Raw genomic sequence first — 18,481 nt, forward strand, 5'->3', positions numbered from 1 at the left:
ACCTAACGAATTTTTACTATCGTACCACTTTGAGGATAATATTATACTCCTTCTTTAACGTATCTCTTAACGGATCATACGAGCGAGCTTTCTTTTCTTTCATGGGGATAAGTACAAGGATATCCTTCAACCTAATTGTAAGTGTATATGTCCTACAATACTTTATGGCATCCAATAGTTTAGGATCATATCCACACAAGGCTACTACCTTCTTAAGAAATACAGGTGTTCTTTTTGTTGCTGGCATAAGAACAGGCATTCCACTTATGTTTACCCCCGTATCACTATTCTCCCTAAAATAATCAAAGACATCTTTCATTAGCTGTGGATCTATATCATCTGAATAGAATACATGAATCGGATCACCATTATGTTGTCTTATCCGTAACCTACATATAGCTTGAATCATTCCGGCTGTTCTTATTCTTCGTTCAGTCGAATGAATACCGTAGTTTTTATTAATCAAGGATAATCCAGATTTACCTGTTCGCCATTCTCCGACAAAAGAGATGCCCGTATAATTACTAAAAGCATTGGTAGCCTTGTCTTGACCAGAACCCCGATAGATAATACTGTATTTTCCTGCCAATCCTTTTTTATTCAGTTCTTCTTCAAGCACTTTCATTAGATTCAGGTGTTTATCTTCTTTATCTGGATCACTGTCTCTGGCTACCATATATTTCCATGTAACAATAAGTAACGGAGAAGCCTGTTGTATCTGATCTGCCAACTCATCAACTATATCCTGTATTCTGTCACGAATTGTATTATCGTCTACATCTTTCTCGAACAACCATCTTTCAAGGGACATCGGAAACTCTTGAAAAGTAATAGGTGACGAGTACATCTTCCCCGAATTTTGGATCAACCTAAAAGGTGTTTTCTTATAATCGCTTAACACATCCGCAGTAGCATCTAGTATGATAACATTCATCTGCATCCCCTTTACCACCCAATCCTTTATAAAGTGATATATTGGATAATACTTCCCTTTTGCATTCCATATAACTGAATAATTTTGGTTGATATACACTAATACCTCTTCCTCTCGATATGTATTTAAGGCTGACTTAGTACTATATAAATGATCGCTGGTTTTTCTTAAGAATGTACTATTCACAGCCTTCATTTCCTGTATTCCTAAACAATGGTAATATAAACTTGCTCCAACGGGGATACTACCTTTTGATGATGTCCCCAAATTACCCATATAAGCAAGAATCTTAAGCCGTTCAAATGTATTAAACGGTTGTATAAAGGATGGCTGTTCGTCTATTATACAAAACTTGCGTACTTCGGTAGACTTTAGTAATGCTCCTAAGTTTCCAGTATATTTAGCTATATCAACTATTTTCTCATTATCATAAGCAAATAGGGCTGGCAGATAATCCCAATAGAGGTGAACACTGGGAACAATCAGAACCTTTTTCTTTGTTACCTGTTCAGGATGTGCTATGTAATTACTGTAGTAATAATCTTCTTGATGTAAAATCACTATTTCGTCTTTCAATGCAAGGAGAGACAGACTTTCCAGTCTTTTCTTCATATCATTTGCATCGGCACGTGTAGCAACAAAGATCACTATTCCCTTATCGCATCTCTTGGCAACCAGATCACAAGTAGCAGTACTCTTTCCACCTCCACATGGGAGAGGAACAATAAAAGCCCCTCCCTTACATGGAATTATGGCATCTCCGGTTTGATGTTTAATAGTTAAATTTGTATCAGACGGATCGAACACAACTTCTATGTCCTTGTAGTCTCTTACTTTTGGCATAATGCTATCTCTTTAAAAAGTCCATTTTCTACTTCTTGGCATTTCTGTGAGTATATCTACCACTATATTGCTATCAGGTAGCTTTGTCTGCTGCAATGCGAAATACAAGCTAATATCTTTTATCAGTGCTAATTTCCGGTCTATATCAGTATCAAGAAGAGAGATCAAGTCTCCGTTATCATCTACAGCCAACCATCCCCTTGATAAGAATATCTTAGCAGGAATTACATGTAGCATCGGTGCGTTGGCATTACAATGTAGATTGCATGTCAATTTTCCTATGAGTCCTGTGTCTAAGCGTATCTTTTGCGGCAAACAGAGGATGTATCCCTTCTGCTTAAATTCTTGTAGTGTCATCATATCCTTGTTTAATTATATTCTCGTATCACTTTGGTAAACTTATCACTATGGAGAGGTAATTGGGTTTAACCTTTTTAATCATTATTTGAGGATAATTTATACTTCTCATTTTGAAAGAGAGAGGTCTCTCACCCCTCCCTCTATTTTCCAACTTTAGCTTAAGGCTTCTCGCTCGGTAAATGCTTTCCAATAATTCTTGAAAAGACCTGTAATAACCTGATCTTTGCTCCTGCTAGTAGTCTTCTTTGCATTATCAAGAGATTCTATCTGCTCTTTTGAAAGAGAATTAAGAAACTCGATGACATGAGCATACGCATCGTTAATCGGCTTGTTTTTGTTAATGAGTTGCTCTACAAAACTAAATAGCATTTTAGGAGTTATTTTCAAGCCAACTGTCTTTATGTTCAATTTAGCAATAGCAGTATCATAAAGATTTTTATTACGGTCAAGTCCATCCTCATCAACTAGTGTTTCCAATTTATCAGGGTCTTTTGAATCAATGGCAGACTTAATCATGGCTTTTGAGTAAATCTTTTTACCCCCAGAAACGAATAAGGAAGCCGCAGAATCAGAAATGTTTTCTGTACTTGCTAAAGATTTCAGCCATTCCAACTTGGAAGTATCAAGACCACGAACTTTTGCTGTCTGGATAGCCATCGTTAGCCAATCAATTCCATCCCAAGGATTCACAGAAGTATTCGCCTCCTTTAATATCGTCATAAGATCATATTGATCTGTAAGTGGTAGAATAAAGTAAGCTTCATAGTCCTCACCAGCCTTTTTAAGTTCATTAATGGCTTCCCAACGGTGCTGACCATCCAATATCACTAGAATGTGTTCAAGATCAGGGGTATCCTTGGTTATTACATTGCCAGCATAGTCTACTACATCAAGATCCGCTTCGATACATTCCTTAGCCGAAAGTACCAAGAAAGGGGTTATAACCCCCTTTGCGGCTCTGATTGATTCAATCTTCTTTTTTACCTCCTCCTTATCAATGTCCCTGTTTACTAAAATGCGAGCAAACCGATATTTATATGTAAGAAGAGTTGTGAGAGTAAAAATTTGCCTACGAGTGAGTTTTAACGGTTCTTGTTCAGTCTCCTTATCAGCTTTCGGAGACTCCACTGAGGCGTTCTTACCTTTTTGAGGAGCTGCATCATTCTTTTTTGCGAATTTCTGTTCTTTCTGCTCATTTAACATAGCATCTACTGTTTTTCTTTCTTCTGCCATTTTCTAAGATTTTAGTGGTTATTTTTTTTTAATTTCGTGAGCAAATATAAGTGAATAAATCAAACGTTTTACGCATCTTAATTTTCTTGACTTCAATTAGTTACACACACGATTACTTGATTATAATCGATCTTATATCACTACATTTTATTCTCATATTTGATCATATTTAGCCATAGCTGAACCTCATTGACTGTCTCTGATTTGTTCATCAAAGAGTCTTGCTGGACATTCACTAATGAAACTGTTACCATTGGAGCTACACCAGTCTCTCCAATCTGTCCTACCTGTTCATTTAAGACAAGTAATTCTCAGTTCTTTTCCTTCATGCTTTTCTTGATTTATGAATAGACAGCTTCACCATTGAAAACAGCCGGCATATTTTCCAGCGAAACTGTCTATTCCGGTTAATTACTTGGAGTACTTACGCCCCCATTTTTTATTAGACACTTTTAGTAAATCTAGAGCTAGATCAGCATCGACTACAATGATCTTCCCGTTTTGAGAAATAGCTTCGTTAATGACACCACTTGATTTGATTCTTTGAGCTGTTGCTTGACTACAGCCAAAGAGCTTACTTATGCCAATTAGACCATATACATACCGTTTCTCAATTGACGGATTTGTGTTAGCTCTTCCATCTTTACCTTCATTAGCAAACCCTTCATTTAATGCCTCTATCAGATCACCTAAGGTAGCTTGGAAAAGAGGCTTATCTCTTAATGCTAAAGTTTTCATTATATCTTTTTTTATATTAGTACTCTATTGAAATCCTTGCTACGATCGTTTTGATTTCTGGCACAAATATATGCACAAAAAAATGGAATTACAGTAGGTGTAATTCCATGATTATGAGATATATAATGCAAATTATATGAACGTTATATATATGTTATATAGAGTATTATATTATGAAGTCAATTAGTATCTTTCCATTTTAAGATTCTTATATTTTGGATATTCTCCGCTATCTTTAATCTAATCTCTTCCGGTAATTGTTTTGTTCCTATTTTCCCTGTTTTTAATGTATTCTCACTTAACTTTTTTCCTTTCGGCATAAAAATATTACTGGTTATTTTCCATATGCCATCAGGAACAGTTTTAAGTTTTCCTTTAGCATCTTTACCATATAATTCCCTTATAAAAACTTGAAGGGTATGACGGTCACCATTCCATAATACAGTTTTTGTATCAGCATTAGATGTACTGCTCCCTAAAAAAAAGCACAAAGGCTGTCCGGCATCAACATAACTATAAAAAGCTTGGTGAAGTTTTACCAATTTCTTATTATCAAATCCATCTGGCATAGGTAAGCGACTCCTTAATGAGAGTTCAGTAATATCACAAAAACAAAAATCCTTGCCGCCACCAGTTACTTTTCGGTATTCATCATATCCTTTTTGGACATATTCTGCCAACTCCAATTCTTGTAACCTATCAATAACATATTTTTTCATTACTTCTGGCTTTATAAAACCATAATTCATAGCATGAAATAACTGGCTAAAACATTTACCTTCAAAAAAATTATAATAAAATAAAAAGGCTTCATTCCTATAACCTTCTTTGAAATACAATTCAGATAAAAAGTCTAAATTTATAGTACCTTCTATTTCCGCCTTACTTTTCCATTCTTCATATTCCTCATGATACATAGTAACAACATCTTGTATGAAATATAAGCCAAACTCAGATATAGGTTTATATTGATTATTATTGATTACATCACATATATCATTCCAATTTATATCATTCTTAACTTTCAAACGCTGATTCTTGATCTTTTCACCAATAAAGTAATAAATTTCTTCTGTAATTTCCGATTCAAGTTTTTGTCGTAAAAGTTGCATTTCTCCTTCACTTGTTTCTTCAAAGATTAGTTCTAAAAAGCTATCAGAAAAGGGCATTATTTGCTTTAGAGCATTAACAAAATTTTCTGGAGTGATATGCTGAAAACGTGAATCAGTATTAGATTTTAGTTCTTTCTTTAGTTGTAATATACTATCTTCATTATATTCTTTTTCTGCTTTCCTTATTAGTATGAAAATTGGTTTAGGAAGAGTGCCTATAAAACAATGTGTTTTCTTAGCAAATTCCTTCTTATTTCGATCTATTTTATCTTTTAAATAAATCTCTTTTATTTCAGCCGCAACTTTATCATCAAAATTAGGCTTATCACACAAAAGAAAAACTATATATGAACTTAGATTGGTAATAAGACACTCATTACCACTAATATCATATACACATTTTTTCTGTTCATATTTTGGCACATTGGATTCATCTATGCCATTTATGAGTTTATTTATTATTTGTACGTCATCATCCTTTATATGAAACTCTTCCCCCTTTATATTATAATGGCATTCATCAACTTTCCAAGCTTCCAACCAACATGCGAACATACTTCGGATTTCAAATATTACATCATTTACAGGCACTGCTTCATTATTTATGAAATATGATTCCTTCTGAAACTTATATTTACTAATTGATACATCTCTTTTATTGATTATATCTTCTACAAGTGGAACGAGTTCTTCTTCAAAAGCCAACTCTGTATTTTCAATTTCATAGTAACAAGTACCATTCTTTTGAGTTTTTCGATGTATAGGCAATAAATCTAGAGAATTAGTTATTTTTGTTACTATCTCAGCTATTGGTCCATCCTCACCAGTAATAGAATAACTGGATTTACCTGAGTTATAATTTTCAAGGACTACATCCTTTCCCTGTTCAACAACATCACGTATCAATGGAATAAGTTTCTTGAAATTTTCATCTACATAAAGGACTTCATTACCATTAATCTTATAATTGTCTTCGTCTATCTTTTCAAAAGTGCCTTTTTTAAGTTTATTCTCATTTTCCATAATAGTATTAGTATTAATTTAAGTAATTATAATAAAAAGCAGCACCCGTTTTTCCCGAATGCTGCCTCAAATATATGAAATTTTGTTAAGCTATACTCCTAATATGTTCACAAAGTTCTTTCAATTGTGTCGGATTCATTTTATCTAGACTTTCTATGATATCAGACTTATATTGGTGAGTATTCCATTTTTCCATTTGCATCTTCTGTGTTTCGTCTGCTACTTCTATATACGGCTTCATACTTTCATAATCTGCGTGTCCGGTACAACTCATCACAACAGTCGGAGATATACCTAAAGCTAAGGAACAACAAACGAAAGTTCTACGTCCATCGTGACAGCTTATCGTTTCATAAAACTTATGGATTTCCTCATGTCGTTGCGTACCTATAAAGTAGGTTTCAACTATCTCTCTATCTAAACCAGCCAACTCAGCAGCTTCCTTAATATAATCATTAAGTTTCTGATTTGATGGAACAGGGAATATTGTACCGTTCTTGGAGTGATACCATGAATATTTATCTATAATCTTTTGAGCATTTTCTATTATAGGAACAGTAATTCTATCATTCGTTTTTTGAGTATACATCTCAATATTCCCATTTGAAATATGCGCTCTCTTTAATGCGCTTAAATCAGAATAACGTAAAGATGTAAACGCCATAAAACAAAACATATCTCTAGCTCTATCTAAATACTCTTTGCTTTTAGGAAATTGGAAAGATGCAAAATGGAGTAATTCTTTATATTTCAAAAAAGTCACTTCCTTTTTAGTCACAGTTAAGTTTACCTTATAGCTGAGTACTCCTTGCTCTACTGGATAACCATTAGCATCAATCCATCTAAGAAAAGACTTTAATATTCTGAATTGTTTTACAGTGGTGCGGTTACGATATCCATTTTTCACATACCATTTTTTAAGTTCTGTCATCTTATTCTTATCAAGTGTCGCTAGAGATATGTTGGGATCACAGCTGTTTAAATGATTCCATGCTTGAACATATTTATGATGTACAGATTCACTCCAGCTCCTCTCTGTAGAGCAAACTTCTAAAAATTCATTGAAAATTTCACGAAAAGACTTTTCTCGCTCTATTGGATTATCTGGTACTACCTCTTCTTTTATTCGTCCCAGCTTCTCATTAACCAGTTCCTTCAATTCACTTTTGGTTGGCAACTGAGAATTTAAGCTGTATTCTGTGAAAGACTCTTCGATGCACTCTAGAAATTGAGAAATACGATTGTTAATATCTCTAGCTACCACCGTCTTTCCACCAACTTTATGAGTAGTATTATACCTAGCTCTTTGGTTCTCTTTATCCCATTTGTCTGGATCGGCATTACAACCAACAGAAAAACCAACTTCGTCCTTCCGATTATTCCATCTAACACGAATAACTACTTGCCCCTTATTATTAAGGAATGCTCTACAACTGTGATTAATTTCTATCATACGTCTTACTGTTTTGAGGTTTATTTTCAGCGAAGATAGAAATAAAAATCGTGGGGAATACAGGGTAATTCTTATTCCCCCCTTTTTTGAGCATACAAGATTTTATGTGCTATAAAAAGATATGGTTAATTACATACAGCGTTGATATACAGTAATATATGTAATCGGATCAAAGCAGTTATGATCAAAGCAACAATACCTCCAGCTCCACTTTATACTAATCATTAGTATCTATAAAGAGAACACTCAACGTTGCAATAGTAACATTGAGTGTTCTTTTTTTATGGGGCTATCAATGAATTTATTCCACCTCGCGAGCCATTTATTTTTATATCCGTATCGGGTAATAGCTTTTTAATGCGCTCTATTCCCTCTTTGGTTATCTTTCCATATAGGGTCAACGATTCAATTTTTATCTTTGATATTTCATCCGGTATATCGATCTTATCGATAAACTGGATATCCAACCTTTTTATCTCCTTCAGTTCTAACAAGACAGTAGGAAACTTCTTTACCCTAATGTTAATACCACTGCCCCAGCCATCATTTTGGGCGTCAGCACTCAACTTGTTTTTTAATCCGTCATTGTTAACGTCTTTCTTTCTGACCATCCAGCCTATTTGTGGTCGCAGAGCAAAATTCTTACTATTTTGCTCCAGTCCGATGAAACCTGCCCAAAATTCCAATGGGGTCTCTTTGACGGCATCGGGATATACTTCCTGATACTTTACATCTACCTTCACTATTTCATCAGGGAGACAATTTCTGCCTTCAAGCTGTTTCAGATTATTTCTTCTTCCTTTCTTGTCATACGGGAAAAATTTAACAATCCATCCATCAATAATATTCGGAGCGCCGTATTGCTTCTGTGAATGATATTTGAACATATTGCGCCAGAAGCTTTTGTCCACCTGGCCTTTGGAGGCTTTGACAAATTCTTCCAGAAGAGGCTCCAGTTCGGAAATCCACCATTCAAGTTTATATTCTTTCAGGCTTCTGGCTTTCTGTAGAACTTTCTCCCAGTCCTCCGGAGTTCCTTCGAGGGTTATTTCAGGTATTCCACAGACAATGCGTATGATTATAAACTCAAAGTATGGCTTCACAGCTTCCATGATTGTTATTTCAGAAGCAACTTTCTCTAAGGAGGTGGTTGTTGAAAAATTACAGGTAAGCAACTCAGTCAGATGGTTACCGACGTGTTCTGATATTTGTTTTGTGAATTGGGGAAAGATCTCTTCCCATGAAAAAGTAGGGTCTTTCAGTTTCTTGTCCGCTCTTACAATTAAGGACAGTTTGCCGGAGAAGTCAACGAGATTATTTCTCATCGATTCCTGATTGGCATTTATATGCCGGGCAAATCCCTGGCTGATTAGTAGCCAAATCATGTCTGGGGACAGAACAAATGGCCTGTGATCTGCATAAGCCTGATACATACCGTTGAAAAAAGAATTAGGACCAAAAGATACCAGACTGTCAGGAGATTGGCTCTTTGCAATGATATGATAAGGAATTTCGATATGCTTCTTTTTTATTTCATAAGGCTCTATGTTCATGTACGATAATATAAGACTTTTATAAATGTCGTCTTGGGAATTCAAATGGAGTAATTCTTCAGGCTTTGAAAGCTTTTCAACTTTAAAGGTGATTCCATTTTGAGCGAATATGGGAACACTGCAAGATATTAATAAGCCAAAAAGTATGTTTTTCATAATCTTAAATGATTCTATGGTGGCATAAACTTATCAGGTATGTCTATGCTTTTCATAGACGATATGCAAATATAACATTATAAGAAGTAGATTAAACAGGATATTAAATGTTTTTTGATTTATATCTATAAAAAACATAAGCGTATTATTTCTTGAGCCGATAAGCGGGAATTATTCGGGAATTTGTAATAAGTTTGCTCTGCTAATCCTAAAGAATGACGCAGAGAAAGATTATACATATCGACATGGATGCCTTCTATGCCTCTGTAGAACAGCGTGATAATCCTGAACTTCGTGGCAAACCTTTGGCAGTAGGTCATGCTGAAGAGAGGGGAGTTGTGGCTGCTGCCAGCTATGAAGCCCGGCGTTATGGTGTCCGTTCGGCCATGTCCTCCCAAAAGGCGAAACGCCTTTGTCCCCAACTCATCTTTGTACCCGGCAGGATGGATGTTTATAAATCCGTTTCCCGTCAGATACATGAGATTTTCCACGAATATACAGACCTCATCGAACCTCTGTCTTTGGATGAGGCTTTTCTGGATGTTACTGAAAACAAGAAAGATATTTCCCTGGCTGTGGATATAGCCAAGGAAATAAAGTTGAAGATTCGCGAGCAACTCAACCTTGTTGCCTCTGCCGGAGTATCTTATAATAAATTTTTAGCTAAAATAGCTTCGGACTATCGCAAACCGGACGGCTTATGTACTATTCACCCGGAACAAGCTCTTGATTTTATCGCCTGTCTTCCTATTGAATCTTTCTGGGGAGTGGGACCTGTGACTGCCAGGAAGATGCATTTGCTGGGTATCCACAACGGACTTCAACTACGGAAATGTTCTCTTGAAATGCTGACTGGTCATTTTGGAAAAGCAGGTACGCTGTATTATGAATGTTCGCGAGGCATTGACGAACGCCCTGTCGAAGCAATTCGTATTCGTAAATCTATCGGCTGTGAACGTACATTGGAACGGGACATTTCGGCCCGTTCATCGGTCATAATCGAATTATATCACGTTGCAGTAGAACTGATTGAACGTCTCCAGCGAAAAGACTTCAAAGGAAACACGCTTACCTTGAAAATTAAGTTTCATGATTTTAGCCAGATCACCCGAAGCCTTACTCAATCGCAGGAACTGACTACCTTAGACCGGGTACTCCCGCTTGCCAAGGAACTGCTTAAAAGTGTGGAATATGAACAACATCCAATCCGTCTCATCGGGCTTTCTGTCTCCAATCCGAAAGAAGAAGCCGATGAGCAACACGGTGTTTGGGAACAGTTGAGTTTTGAATTTAGCGATTGGGATTAAGGTATGAAAAACGGGAAGAGAACAGGATGTCAAAATAGAGCCTTTATTTGGATTAAACAGAGGCTCTGTTTAAGGAAGACAGAGCCTCTGTTTAGCTAAAATTGCACCTCTGTTTTCTTGGAACGGAATCTCTGTATTTTGAGAAGAAATCTCTGTTTAAATATGAGTGAAATCGATTATTCTATAACCTAAAAGCTTAAAATGAAGCAATTATGAGTACAAATTTTGAAGTATGTACTTTTTTGTCATTAGGTTCGTATGATTTGCTCACCTCATTTTTTATCAGATACACTATCTTTGCAATACTTAAATGAATGAAAATACCATGACTCGAATGAAACATTTGCTTTGTGTTTTTCTGGTAGCAGCTTTGGGAAGTCTTTCTTTCAAGGCAAACGCATATACCGAACGCAATATGCTGCAGAAAGCGGCAGACGAAACTACGTTGAAAAACGTGTTGGTAATGAAACAGGCTTGGGTGCCTTACCCTGCTTATACAGATCGCGCCGCTTGGGACTCGTTGATGGGTCCTAACAAACAACGCCTCATCGAAGCCGGTGAAAAACTCCTCGACTATAAATGGCAGCTGATACCTGCCACTGCTTATTTGGAGTACGAACGTAGCGGTAACCGGAAAGTGATGGAAGTTCCTTATGACGCCAACCGTCAGGCACTCAACACCCTGATGCTCGCCGAACTGGCTGAAGGAAAAGGACGCTTCATCGACCAGCTACTGAACGGAGCATATATGAGCTGTGAAATGAATTCATGGGTTTTATCTGCACACTTGCCTCGCCAGAGCAGCAAACGTTCACTGCCCGATTTCCGTGAACAGATTATTGACCTCGGTTCAGGCGGATATGGAGCTTTAATGGCTTGGGTACACTATTTCTTCCGTAAACCATTCGACAAAATCAATCCCGTGGTATCTTTACAAATGCGTAAAGCAATCAAAGAACGTATTCTCGATCCATATATGAACGACGATGAAATGTGGTGGATGGCTTTTAACTGGAAACCGGGGGAAATCATCAACAACTGGAATCCCTGGTGTAACTCAAATGCCCTGCAATGTTTCTTCCTGATGGAGAACAATAAAGACAAGTTGGCAAAAGCCGTTTACCGCTCCATGCAATCAGTCGACAAATTTATCAATTTCGTGAAGTCTGACGGTGCTTGTGAAGAAGGTACATCCTACTGGGGACATGCTGCCGGAAAACTCTATGATTATTTGCAGATACTCTCCGATGGTACAGGTGGTAAACTGTCTCTGTTCAATGAACCGATGATTCGCCGGATGGGAGAATATATGTCCCGCTCATACGTGGGTAATGGCTGGGTGGTGAACTTTGCTGACGCATCGGCACAAGGAGGAGGTGATCCCTTATTAATCTATCGTTTCGGTAAAGCTGTAAACAGCGATGAAATGATGCATTTTGCCGCTTACCTGCTGAATGGGAGAAAGCCGTATGCCACCATGGGCAACGATGCTTTCCGTTCGCTCCAGTCTCTGCTTTGCTGTAATGAACTCGCAAAAGCAACTCCGAAACATGATATGCCGGATGTTACCTGGTATCCCGAAACGGAATTCTGCTATATGAAGAACAAGAATGGTATGTTCGTTGCCGCTAAAGGCGGATTTAATAACGAAAGTCATAATCACAATGATGTAGGGACCTTCTCTCTATACGTGAATACGATCCCCGTGATTATTGATGCCGGTGTAGGTACCTATACCAAACAGACGTTCGGTAAAGACCGCTATACTATCTGGACCATGCAGAGCAATTATCACAACTTGCCGATGATTAACGGAGTACCGCAAAAATTCGGTCAGCAGTATAAAGCGACAAATACAGTTTGCAATGAGAAGAAACGGACATTCTCTACTGATATAGCTACTGCTTATCCGGCAGAGGCGAAAGTGAAAAGTTGGATTCGCTCTTACGCACTTGATAATAATAAATTAACTATTGGCGATACTTATACATTAGATGAGGTTATTGCTCCTAATCAACTGAATTTCTTAACTTGGGGCAATGTTACTTTCCCGTCTGAAGGGAAAATCCGAATCGAAGTGAAGGGACAAAAGGTGGAAATGCATTATCCGTCACAATTTAAAGCAGAACTGGAAACAATCAAATTAGATGATCCGCGCCTGTCTAACGTATGGGGCAAGGAGATTTACCGCATCACACTAAAGACAGAAGAAAAGAAAGCGACTGGTAAATATGAATTTGTGATCCAACAAGTGAAGTAAGATGAAGTAGATTCTTTTAAATAAGAAAAAATAAAGTATAAACATTTAAATCACAGTAAGATGAAAAAAGTTTTATTTGCCGGCCTTTTGGTCATTGCAGGAGTAAGTGTAAGTGCACAGAACCTGATAAAGAATGAAAAATTCGCTACCGAAGTAAAGACTAAAGTGACTAACGCTAACAAAGCTGCCGCAGGAGAGTGGTTTATTTTGAATAATGAAGCTGACGGAGTAACTACTATTGCTTGGGAACAAACGGGAGATGCCAAATATCCGAATGCGATGAAATTTGATAATTCCGGTGCCGAAAAAAATATCTCTTGGTACAAGGCTTTTCTGGGACAACGTATTACCGATGGTTTGGAAAAAGGCATCTATGTTCTTACTTTCTATGCAAAAGCTAAAGAAGCTGGTACTCCGGTAGGTGTATACATCAAACAGACCAATGAAGAAAAGAACGATAATGGTAAGTACAATACCACTTTCTTCATGCGTAGAGATTATGATGCGGATGCTCAACCGAATGCTTCGGGTGCACAGTATAACTTTAAGATTAAAGATGCTGATAAATGGACTAAAGTAGTGGTTTATTATGATATGGGACAAGTGGTTAATGCTATTAGCAGCAAGAAGGCAAATGCTGACTTGGAAGTATCTGACACGGATGATGACGCTGCTATTCTGAAAGATTGCTATCTGGCTATTCTTTCACAAAACAAAGGTGGCGTTGTAGAAATCAGCGACGTGACATTGAGAAAAAAATAAAAACTAAGGGTGGGTAAGTGCCTGTCACTCATAAATTGCTATCTTTTTTAGGCACGGATTACACGGATTTCACGGTCTTAAGTATTGTCATTGCTACAAAGTAACCGTGTTAATCCGTGTAATCCGTGCCTAAATTATTAAGAACACATACTTAATATATAGACTCCATAGAATAATCAACCCTCTATTTAGGGTGATACCAAGCGGCTTATTGGATTCCGAGTTTCTTCTTCAAACCCTTTGGCAGAGAATCTTTATGAACCATGACACAAATAGTTTTGGCACGTACATAACTTTCAGACATATTCAGATAACCTCCGGATTTGTTGCTTTCTGCTCCCCAGGAATTCTTGGTAATATAATATTTAGTACCATTCTGGTCTTTTACAATGCCGGTGATATGCATCAGGTGGTCATCGGTCGTTACAAACTTCTCATAACCGTCCTGACGGATTTCCGGTGTAACATTGATTTCCGGATAAGGATGCTCGAACTTGAACACTTCATCCATACGCTGATATTTAGGCATAGCTTCAAAACGGGCACGATCGGTAGTTGAGTAATCTTTCACGTCCTCTACTTGCGGATTGATGGCGATTCCGTTCTTGAAAGAGAAACCCTGTTCGCTGACATCACCATCCCAACATACGGTATATCCCTTGTTCAATGCATAGTCAATAGCCCCGATCAGTTCGTCCAGCGGAAGATTATACATCGGTTGATTCTCCCAGTTGTCGGGCACTTCAGGTGAGAAGGTTTCATAATAAGGTTTATGAGTGAAACTGGTCAGCTCGATATAATCATCCATATTCAATCCCAAACTTTCAGTGAAAGATTGAGGCGTATATTCCTTGCCTTTATAAGTAAACTTTTCAGGAAGCTTGCCCAAATAAATGTCGAACAGATTGTTGATGAGCGCATCATATTCCGGAGTACGCTTTTTAGAAGCAATATTTGCATCCACCAATGCTTTGAGGTAACGTGACAATGCTCCGTGGTTATGATCTTTGCTGTCGTTTAGCAGTCCGGTGTATACTTCTTCCGGAACGATTCCCGCTTTCTTATAAGCATTCTTGAAAGTGTGTGCCAAACTTCCTTCCCCAATGCTTCCTTTACCACGACGCAGGTAATTGTCTTCGATCTGATTCATGTACTTCTGGCGGACGATAAACATTTCCGAGAGATCATATTCTCCTTTTCCCATACGGAGCAGTTCCGACTCCATAAAAGAAGCGGTGGCAAAGCACCAGCAGGTTCCTGTGGAGCCCTGATCTTTGACAGGTGTTGCTTTGTGAGATACAACGGTTGTGAATTCATAACCGGGTGTTTGTGCAAAAGAGGTTACGGCTAGTAAAAGCAGCGCAACCGACATAAATAGCTTTTTCATAATGTGTTTTATTATCTTTCTTCTGCAAATGTATAAAAAAAGCGAGGATACTCGAAAGTTCCTCGCTCTATTTATTATAATTAGTGTGTTTATTTACATGACAACCTGCTGTGACAGCAGTTTTTGAAGTTTACCGTTCAAGGTTTGACACATAGCACCATTTCCCATTGCTTGATAGCGTTTAATACGGTACTGTAACATCATAATTTTTTCATTTGCATTCTTTTTCATAATTTGTTTCCTCTTTTTTTGCCCTCCACGTTTTGAAGAGCGATTTTACATCTTGTTTTCTCTAATAACACTGCAAAGATACGAATTGTTTTTGAATTATATGCTGTAAAACATAAAAATCTTCTTTTTCATTTGAATTTTCTTTTTATAAGGGTTCGAACACGGTCCATGTTACAGACCTGTTACAAAATGCCCGCAATTCTCCGTTGATGACAATATTATTCTTATCTATCACATTTTTATGTACTTATCTAGGCTTTCAGAAAATATTCTTGTATTTTTGTCAGTCAGCAACCTTATTATTAGAATAAACCAAACACTCGTATGAAAACATTCACCCATCTTTTGTGCATCCTGATTTTGTCAATTGTGCTGTTTGCTTGTAACAACGCTCATTTTCTCAAAGAAGAAGCCTACCGGAATCAAGTGGCTCAAGACTTTGAACTGAAAAAACAGGCACTTCCTCATGGAGATTTATTTGCGATCTTTGCCGATTCTGTTTTATCAGTCTACGAGCGCGAAGCATTGATGTTTCTCTATGCTTATATGCCGATAGGGGATGTGACGGACTATTCAGGAGATTATTATCTGGAAAATGTCCGGCTGTCAAAGCAGACGCGTAGCGAAATGCCTTGGGGAAAGGAGATTCCCGATGAAGTGTTCCGTCATTTTGTTTTGCCGATCCGGGTGAATAATGAGAATCTGGACGATTCCCGTCGTGTGTTTTATGGCGAGCTGAAAGATAGGGTGAAGGGACTGCCGATGAAAGAGGCTATATTAGAGGTGAATCACTGGTGTCATGAGAAAGTAGTCTATCGTCCGAGTGATGCGCGTACCAGTTCGCCATTGGCATCCGTCAAGACGGCGTATGGGCGTTGTGGTGAAGAGTCTACATTTACGGTAGCTGCTCTCCGGGCGGTTGGTATTCCGGCGCGTCAGGTGTATACGCCTCGTTGGGCGCATACGGATGATAATCATGCCTGGGTGGAAGCATGGGCGGATGGACATTGGTATTTCTTCGGAGCCTGTGAGCCGGAGCCGGTTTTGAATCTGGGATGGTTCAATGCTCCTGCCAGTCGGGGAATGTTGATGCATACGAAAGTCTTCGGGCGTTATAACGGTCCGGAGGAAATGATGCTTGAAACGCCGAATTATACGGAAATCAATGTGATTGATAATTATGCGCCTACCGCTAAGGCTATCGTGACGGTGACGGATGCCGAAGGACAAGCGGTAGCAGACGCTAAAGTTGAATTTAAGATATACAATTATGCAGAGTTCTATACAGTAGCTACGAAGTATACAGATGCAGAAGGGAAAGCCAGCCTGACTGCCGGTAAAGGAGATATGCTGGTTTGGGCATCCCGTGACGGACGATTTGGCTATGCTAAATTATCTTTTGGAAAAGACAATGCATTGCATCTCTCTTTAGATAAGAAAGAAGGGGAAACTTATTCCTTGCCAATGGATCTTATTCCTCCGGTAGAAGGGGCGAATATCCCCGAAGTCACTCCCGAACAGCGTGCAGAGAATGAGCGGCGAATGGCGCAAGAAGACTCCATCCGTAATGCGTATGTGGCAACAATGATGACGGAAAAACAAGCCGAAGAGTGGGTAGACAAGCTGTATGGAAATGCTTTACAATCGGAAAAGAAAGAAAAACTGGCAGACTTTCTGGTTGCTTCGCGCGGAAACTACCAAACATTGAAAGACTTCCTTTTGCCTGTCAGGAAAGAGAAAGATGCTGTCTCATGGGAAGAAATACGTGCCATGTGGATATTAGAGAGTCTTTCGGCAAAAGACCTCCGTGATGTAACTCTGGATGTATTGAATGATCATTTGCAAACGAATCTTTCGGATTGGGAAAAGATAGATACCGAACGTTTTAAAAGAATGTACCTCAATCCTCCTCGTGTAGCCAATGAAATGCTGACTCCTTATAAAAAGGTACTTCGCGAAGCGATTGAAAAAACTGTTTACCAGTCTGTTCCCGATAGCATGAAGCGTGATCCTAAGGTATTAATAGAATGGTGTAGAAAAGAAATTAAAATCAATAATGAATTGAATTCCCAACAGATTCCGATCTCTCCGATGGGTGTGTGGAAAGCACGGGTGGCTGATGAAAAGTCACGTGATATTTTCTTTGTAGCAGCTTGCCGGAGCATGGGATGGGCGCCTGCCCGGATTGATGAAGTGACCGGAAAGGTACAGGTCTTAAATAAAGAATTTGCTCCGGAAGATGTCGATTTCGAGACAGCAGAATCCGCATTGTCCCAAAAAGGAGTATTGAAAGCTACCTATACGCCTATCCGTTCATTAGATAATCCTAAATATTATTCGCATTTCACTCTTTCCAAGTTTAAAGACGGTACCTTCCAGTTGTTGAATTATGACGAAGGAGAGACAGATATGGGGGATGGGACTACATGGCATAATTTATTAAGATATGGGAGAGAGTTTGATGAAGGCTATTATATGATGGTGACCGGAACCCGTCTGGCAAGTGGCGCAGTGCTTTCCAACATTACGTTTTTTACGATAGAACCGGGTAAGACAACGACAGTTGATCTTGTGATGCGTGAAAGCAAAGATCAGGTACAGGTGATCGGCAATTTTAATTCAGAAGCGATCTATTGGCCGGTCGGTGACACCGGGCTGCAAAGTATTTTGCAAACCTGCGGTCGTGGCTATTTTGTGGTGGCTGTTCTCGGGGCAGGGCAGGAACCTACCAATCATGCGTTAAGAGACATAGCCGCTCTAGGCAATGATTTTGAACAGTGGGGGCGTAAGATGGTCTTTCTTTTCCCTTCGGAAGAACAATACAAGAAATTTAATGCTGACGAATTCAAGGGACTTCCGTCTACCATCACTTACGGTATTGATACTGATGACAGCATTCGGAAAGAAATTGTGGCAGCTATGAACTTGAATAATTCCATCCTGCCGGTCTTTATTATTGCCGACACATTTAATAGGATAGTCTTTGTTTCTCAAGGATATACAATCGGTTTAGGGGAACAATTGATGAAAGTTGTACATGGATTATAGGAAAGAGGCTGTATGAATAATCGTTAATTCTTGCTCTTAATATGCTTTTTTCGGAAAAGAATGATTACGTTTGCAACAAAT

At 38.3% G+C, this 18,481-nt stretch carries 13 protein-coding genes; 4 read left to right on the forward strand and 9 right to left on the reverse strand.

The annotated features are described in order from the left end of the window. Window positions 1–16 precede the first annotated feature (16 nt). From NXV01_RS11190 to NXV01_RS11220, 7 genes are all read right to left on the reverse strand, one after another. Window positions 17–1,777, reverse strand: a complete 1,761-nt coding sequence (locus tag NXV01_RS11190; RefSeq protein ID WP_259022460.1) for a hypothetical protein — start codon at window positions 1,775–1,777, stop codon at window positions 17–19. A gap of 12 nt (window positions 1,778–1,789) precedes the next feature. Next, the gene (locus NXV01_RS11195; protein WP_259022461.1) at window positions 1,790–2,137 is read right to left on the reverse strand and encodes a hypothetical protein; all 348 of its coding nucleotides are present in this window, start codon (window positions 2,135–2,137) and stop codon (window positions 1,790–1,792) included. Window positions 2,138–2,290: 153 nt separating this feature from the next. Beyond that, window positions 2,291–3,370: a hypothetical protein gene (locus tag NXV01_RS11200; RefSeq protein WP_259022462.1), complete on the reverse strand. Its 1,080-nt coding sequence runs from the start codon at window positions 3,368–3,370 to the stop codon at window positions 2,291–2,293. A gap of 411 nt (window positions 3,371–3,781) precedes the next feature. Beyond that, on the reverse strand, window positions 3,782–4,108 hold the full coding sequence (locus NXV01_RS11205) for a DUF3853 family protein (protein WP_259022464.1): 327 nt from the start codon (window positions 4,106–4,108) through the stop codon (window positions 3,782–3,784). 179 nt (window positions 4,109–4,287) lie between these two features. Continuing rightward, window positions 4,288–6,243 carry a hypothetical protein gene (locus NXV01_RS11210; RefSeq protein ID WP_259022465.1) on the reverse strand — a complete coding sequence of 652 codons (1,956 nt, stop codon included), beginning with the start codon at window positions 6,241–6,243 and terminating at the stop codon, window positions 4,288–4,290. 85 nt (window positions 6,244–6,328) lie between these two features. Beyond that, on the reverse strand, window positions 6,329–7,696 hold the full coding sequence (locus NXV01_RS11215) for a site-specific integrase (RefSeq protein ID WP_259022466.1): 1,368 nt from the start codon (window positions 7,694–7,696) through the stop codon (window positions 6,329–6,331). A 281-nt stretch (window positions 7,697–7,977) separates the two neighbouring features. Next, window positions 7,978–9,405, reverse strand: coding sequence for a DUF4419 domain-containing protein (locus NXV01_RS11220; protein ID WP_259022467.1), 1,428 nt, complete (start codon window positions 9,403–9,405; stop codon window positions 7,978–7,980). A 215-nt stretch (window positions 9,406–9,620) separates the two neighbouring features. Here NXV01_RS11220 and dinB point away from each other — a divergent pair, with 215 nt between their 5' ends. The 3 genes from dinB (at window position 9,621) to NXV01_RS11235 (ending at window position 13,734) form a co-directional block, all read left to right on the forward strand. Next, window positions 9,621–10,712 carry a DNA polymerase IV gene (gene dinB, locus NXV01_RS11225; RefSeq protein WP_074557371.1) on the forward strand — a complete coding sequence of 364 codons (1,092 nt, stop codon included), beginning with the start codon at window positions 9,621–9,623 and terminating at the stop codon, window positions 10,710–10,712. Between the two features lie 325 nt (window positions 10,713–11,037). After that, window positions 11,038–12,972 (forward strand): heparinase II/III family protein, encoded by a 1,935-nt coding sequence (locus NXV01_RS11230; RefSeq protein WP_195650473.1) that lies wholly within the window; start codon window positions 11,038–11,040, stop codon window positions 12,970–12,972. A 60-nt stretch (window positions 12,973–13,032) separates the two neighbouring features. Continuing rightward, complete coding sequence (locus tag NXV01_RS11235; protein WP_074557373.1) at window positions 13,033–13,734, forward strand: DUF4627 domain-containing protein; 702 nt, start codon at window positions 13,033–13,035, stop codon at window positions 13,732–13,734. 208 nt (window positions 13,735–13,942) lie between these two features. Here NXV01_RS11235 and NXV01_RS11240 read toward each other — a convergent pair whose 3' ends face one another. Together NXV01_RS11240 and NXV01_RS11245 are read right to left on the reverse strand one after the other, a co-directional pair. Next, window positions 13,943–15,121, reverse strand: a complete 1,179-nt coding sequence (locus NXV01_RS11240) for an aminopeptidase C (RefSeq protein WP_148364415.1) — start codon at window positions 15,119–15,121, stop codon at window positions 13,943–13,945. A gap of 93 nt (window positions 15,122–15,214) precedes the next feature. Then, window positions 15,215–15,352, reverse strand: a complete 138-nt coding sequence (locus NXV01_RS11245) for a hypothetical protein (protein WP_167511728.1) — start codon at window positions 15,350–15,352, stop codon at window positions 15,215–15,217. A gap of 324 nt (window positions 15,353–15,676) precedes the next feature. Here NXV01_RS11245 and NXV01_RS11250 point away from each other — a divergent pair, with 324 nt between their 5' ends. Further along, window positions 15,677–18,400 (forward strand): transglutaminase domain-containing protein, encoded by a 2,724-nt coding sequence (locus tag NXV01_RS11250; protein ID WP_259022468.1) that lies wholly within the window; start codon window positions 15,677–15,679, stop codon window positions 18,398–18,400. The last annotated feature ends 81 nt before the right edge of the window (window positions 18,401–18,481 follow it).

The sequence above is a fragment of the Bacteroides sp. BFG-606 genome, assembly GCF_024788145.1.
Lineage (GTDB): Bacteria > Bacteroidota > Bacteroidia > Bacteroidales > Bacteroidaceae > Bacteroides > Bacteroides vicugnae.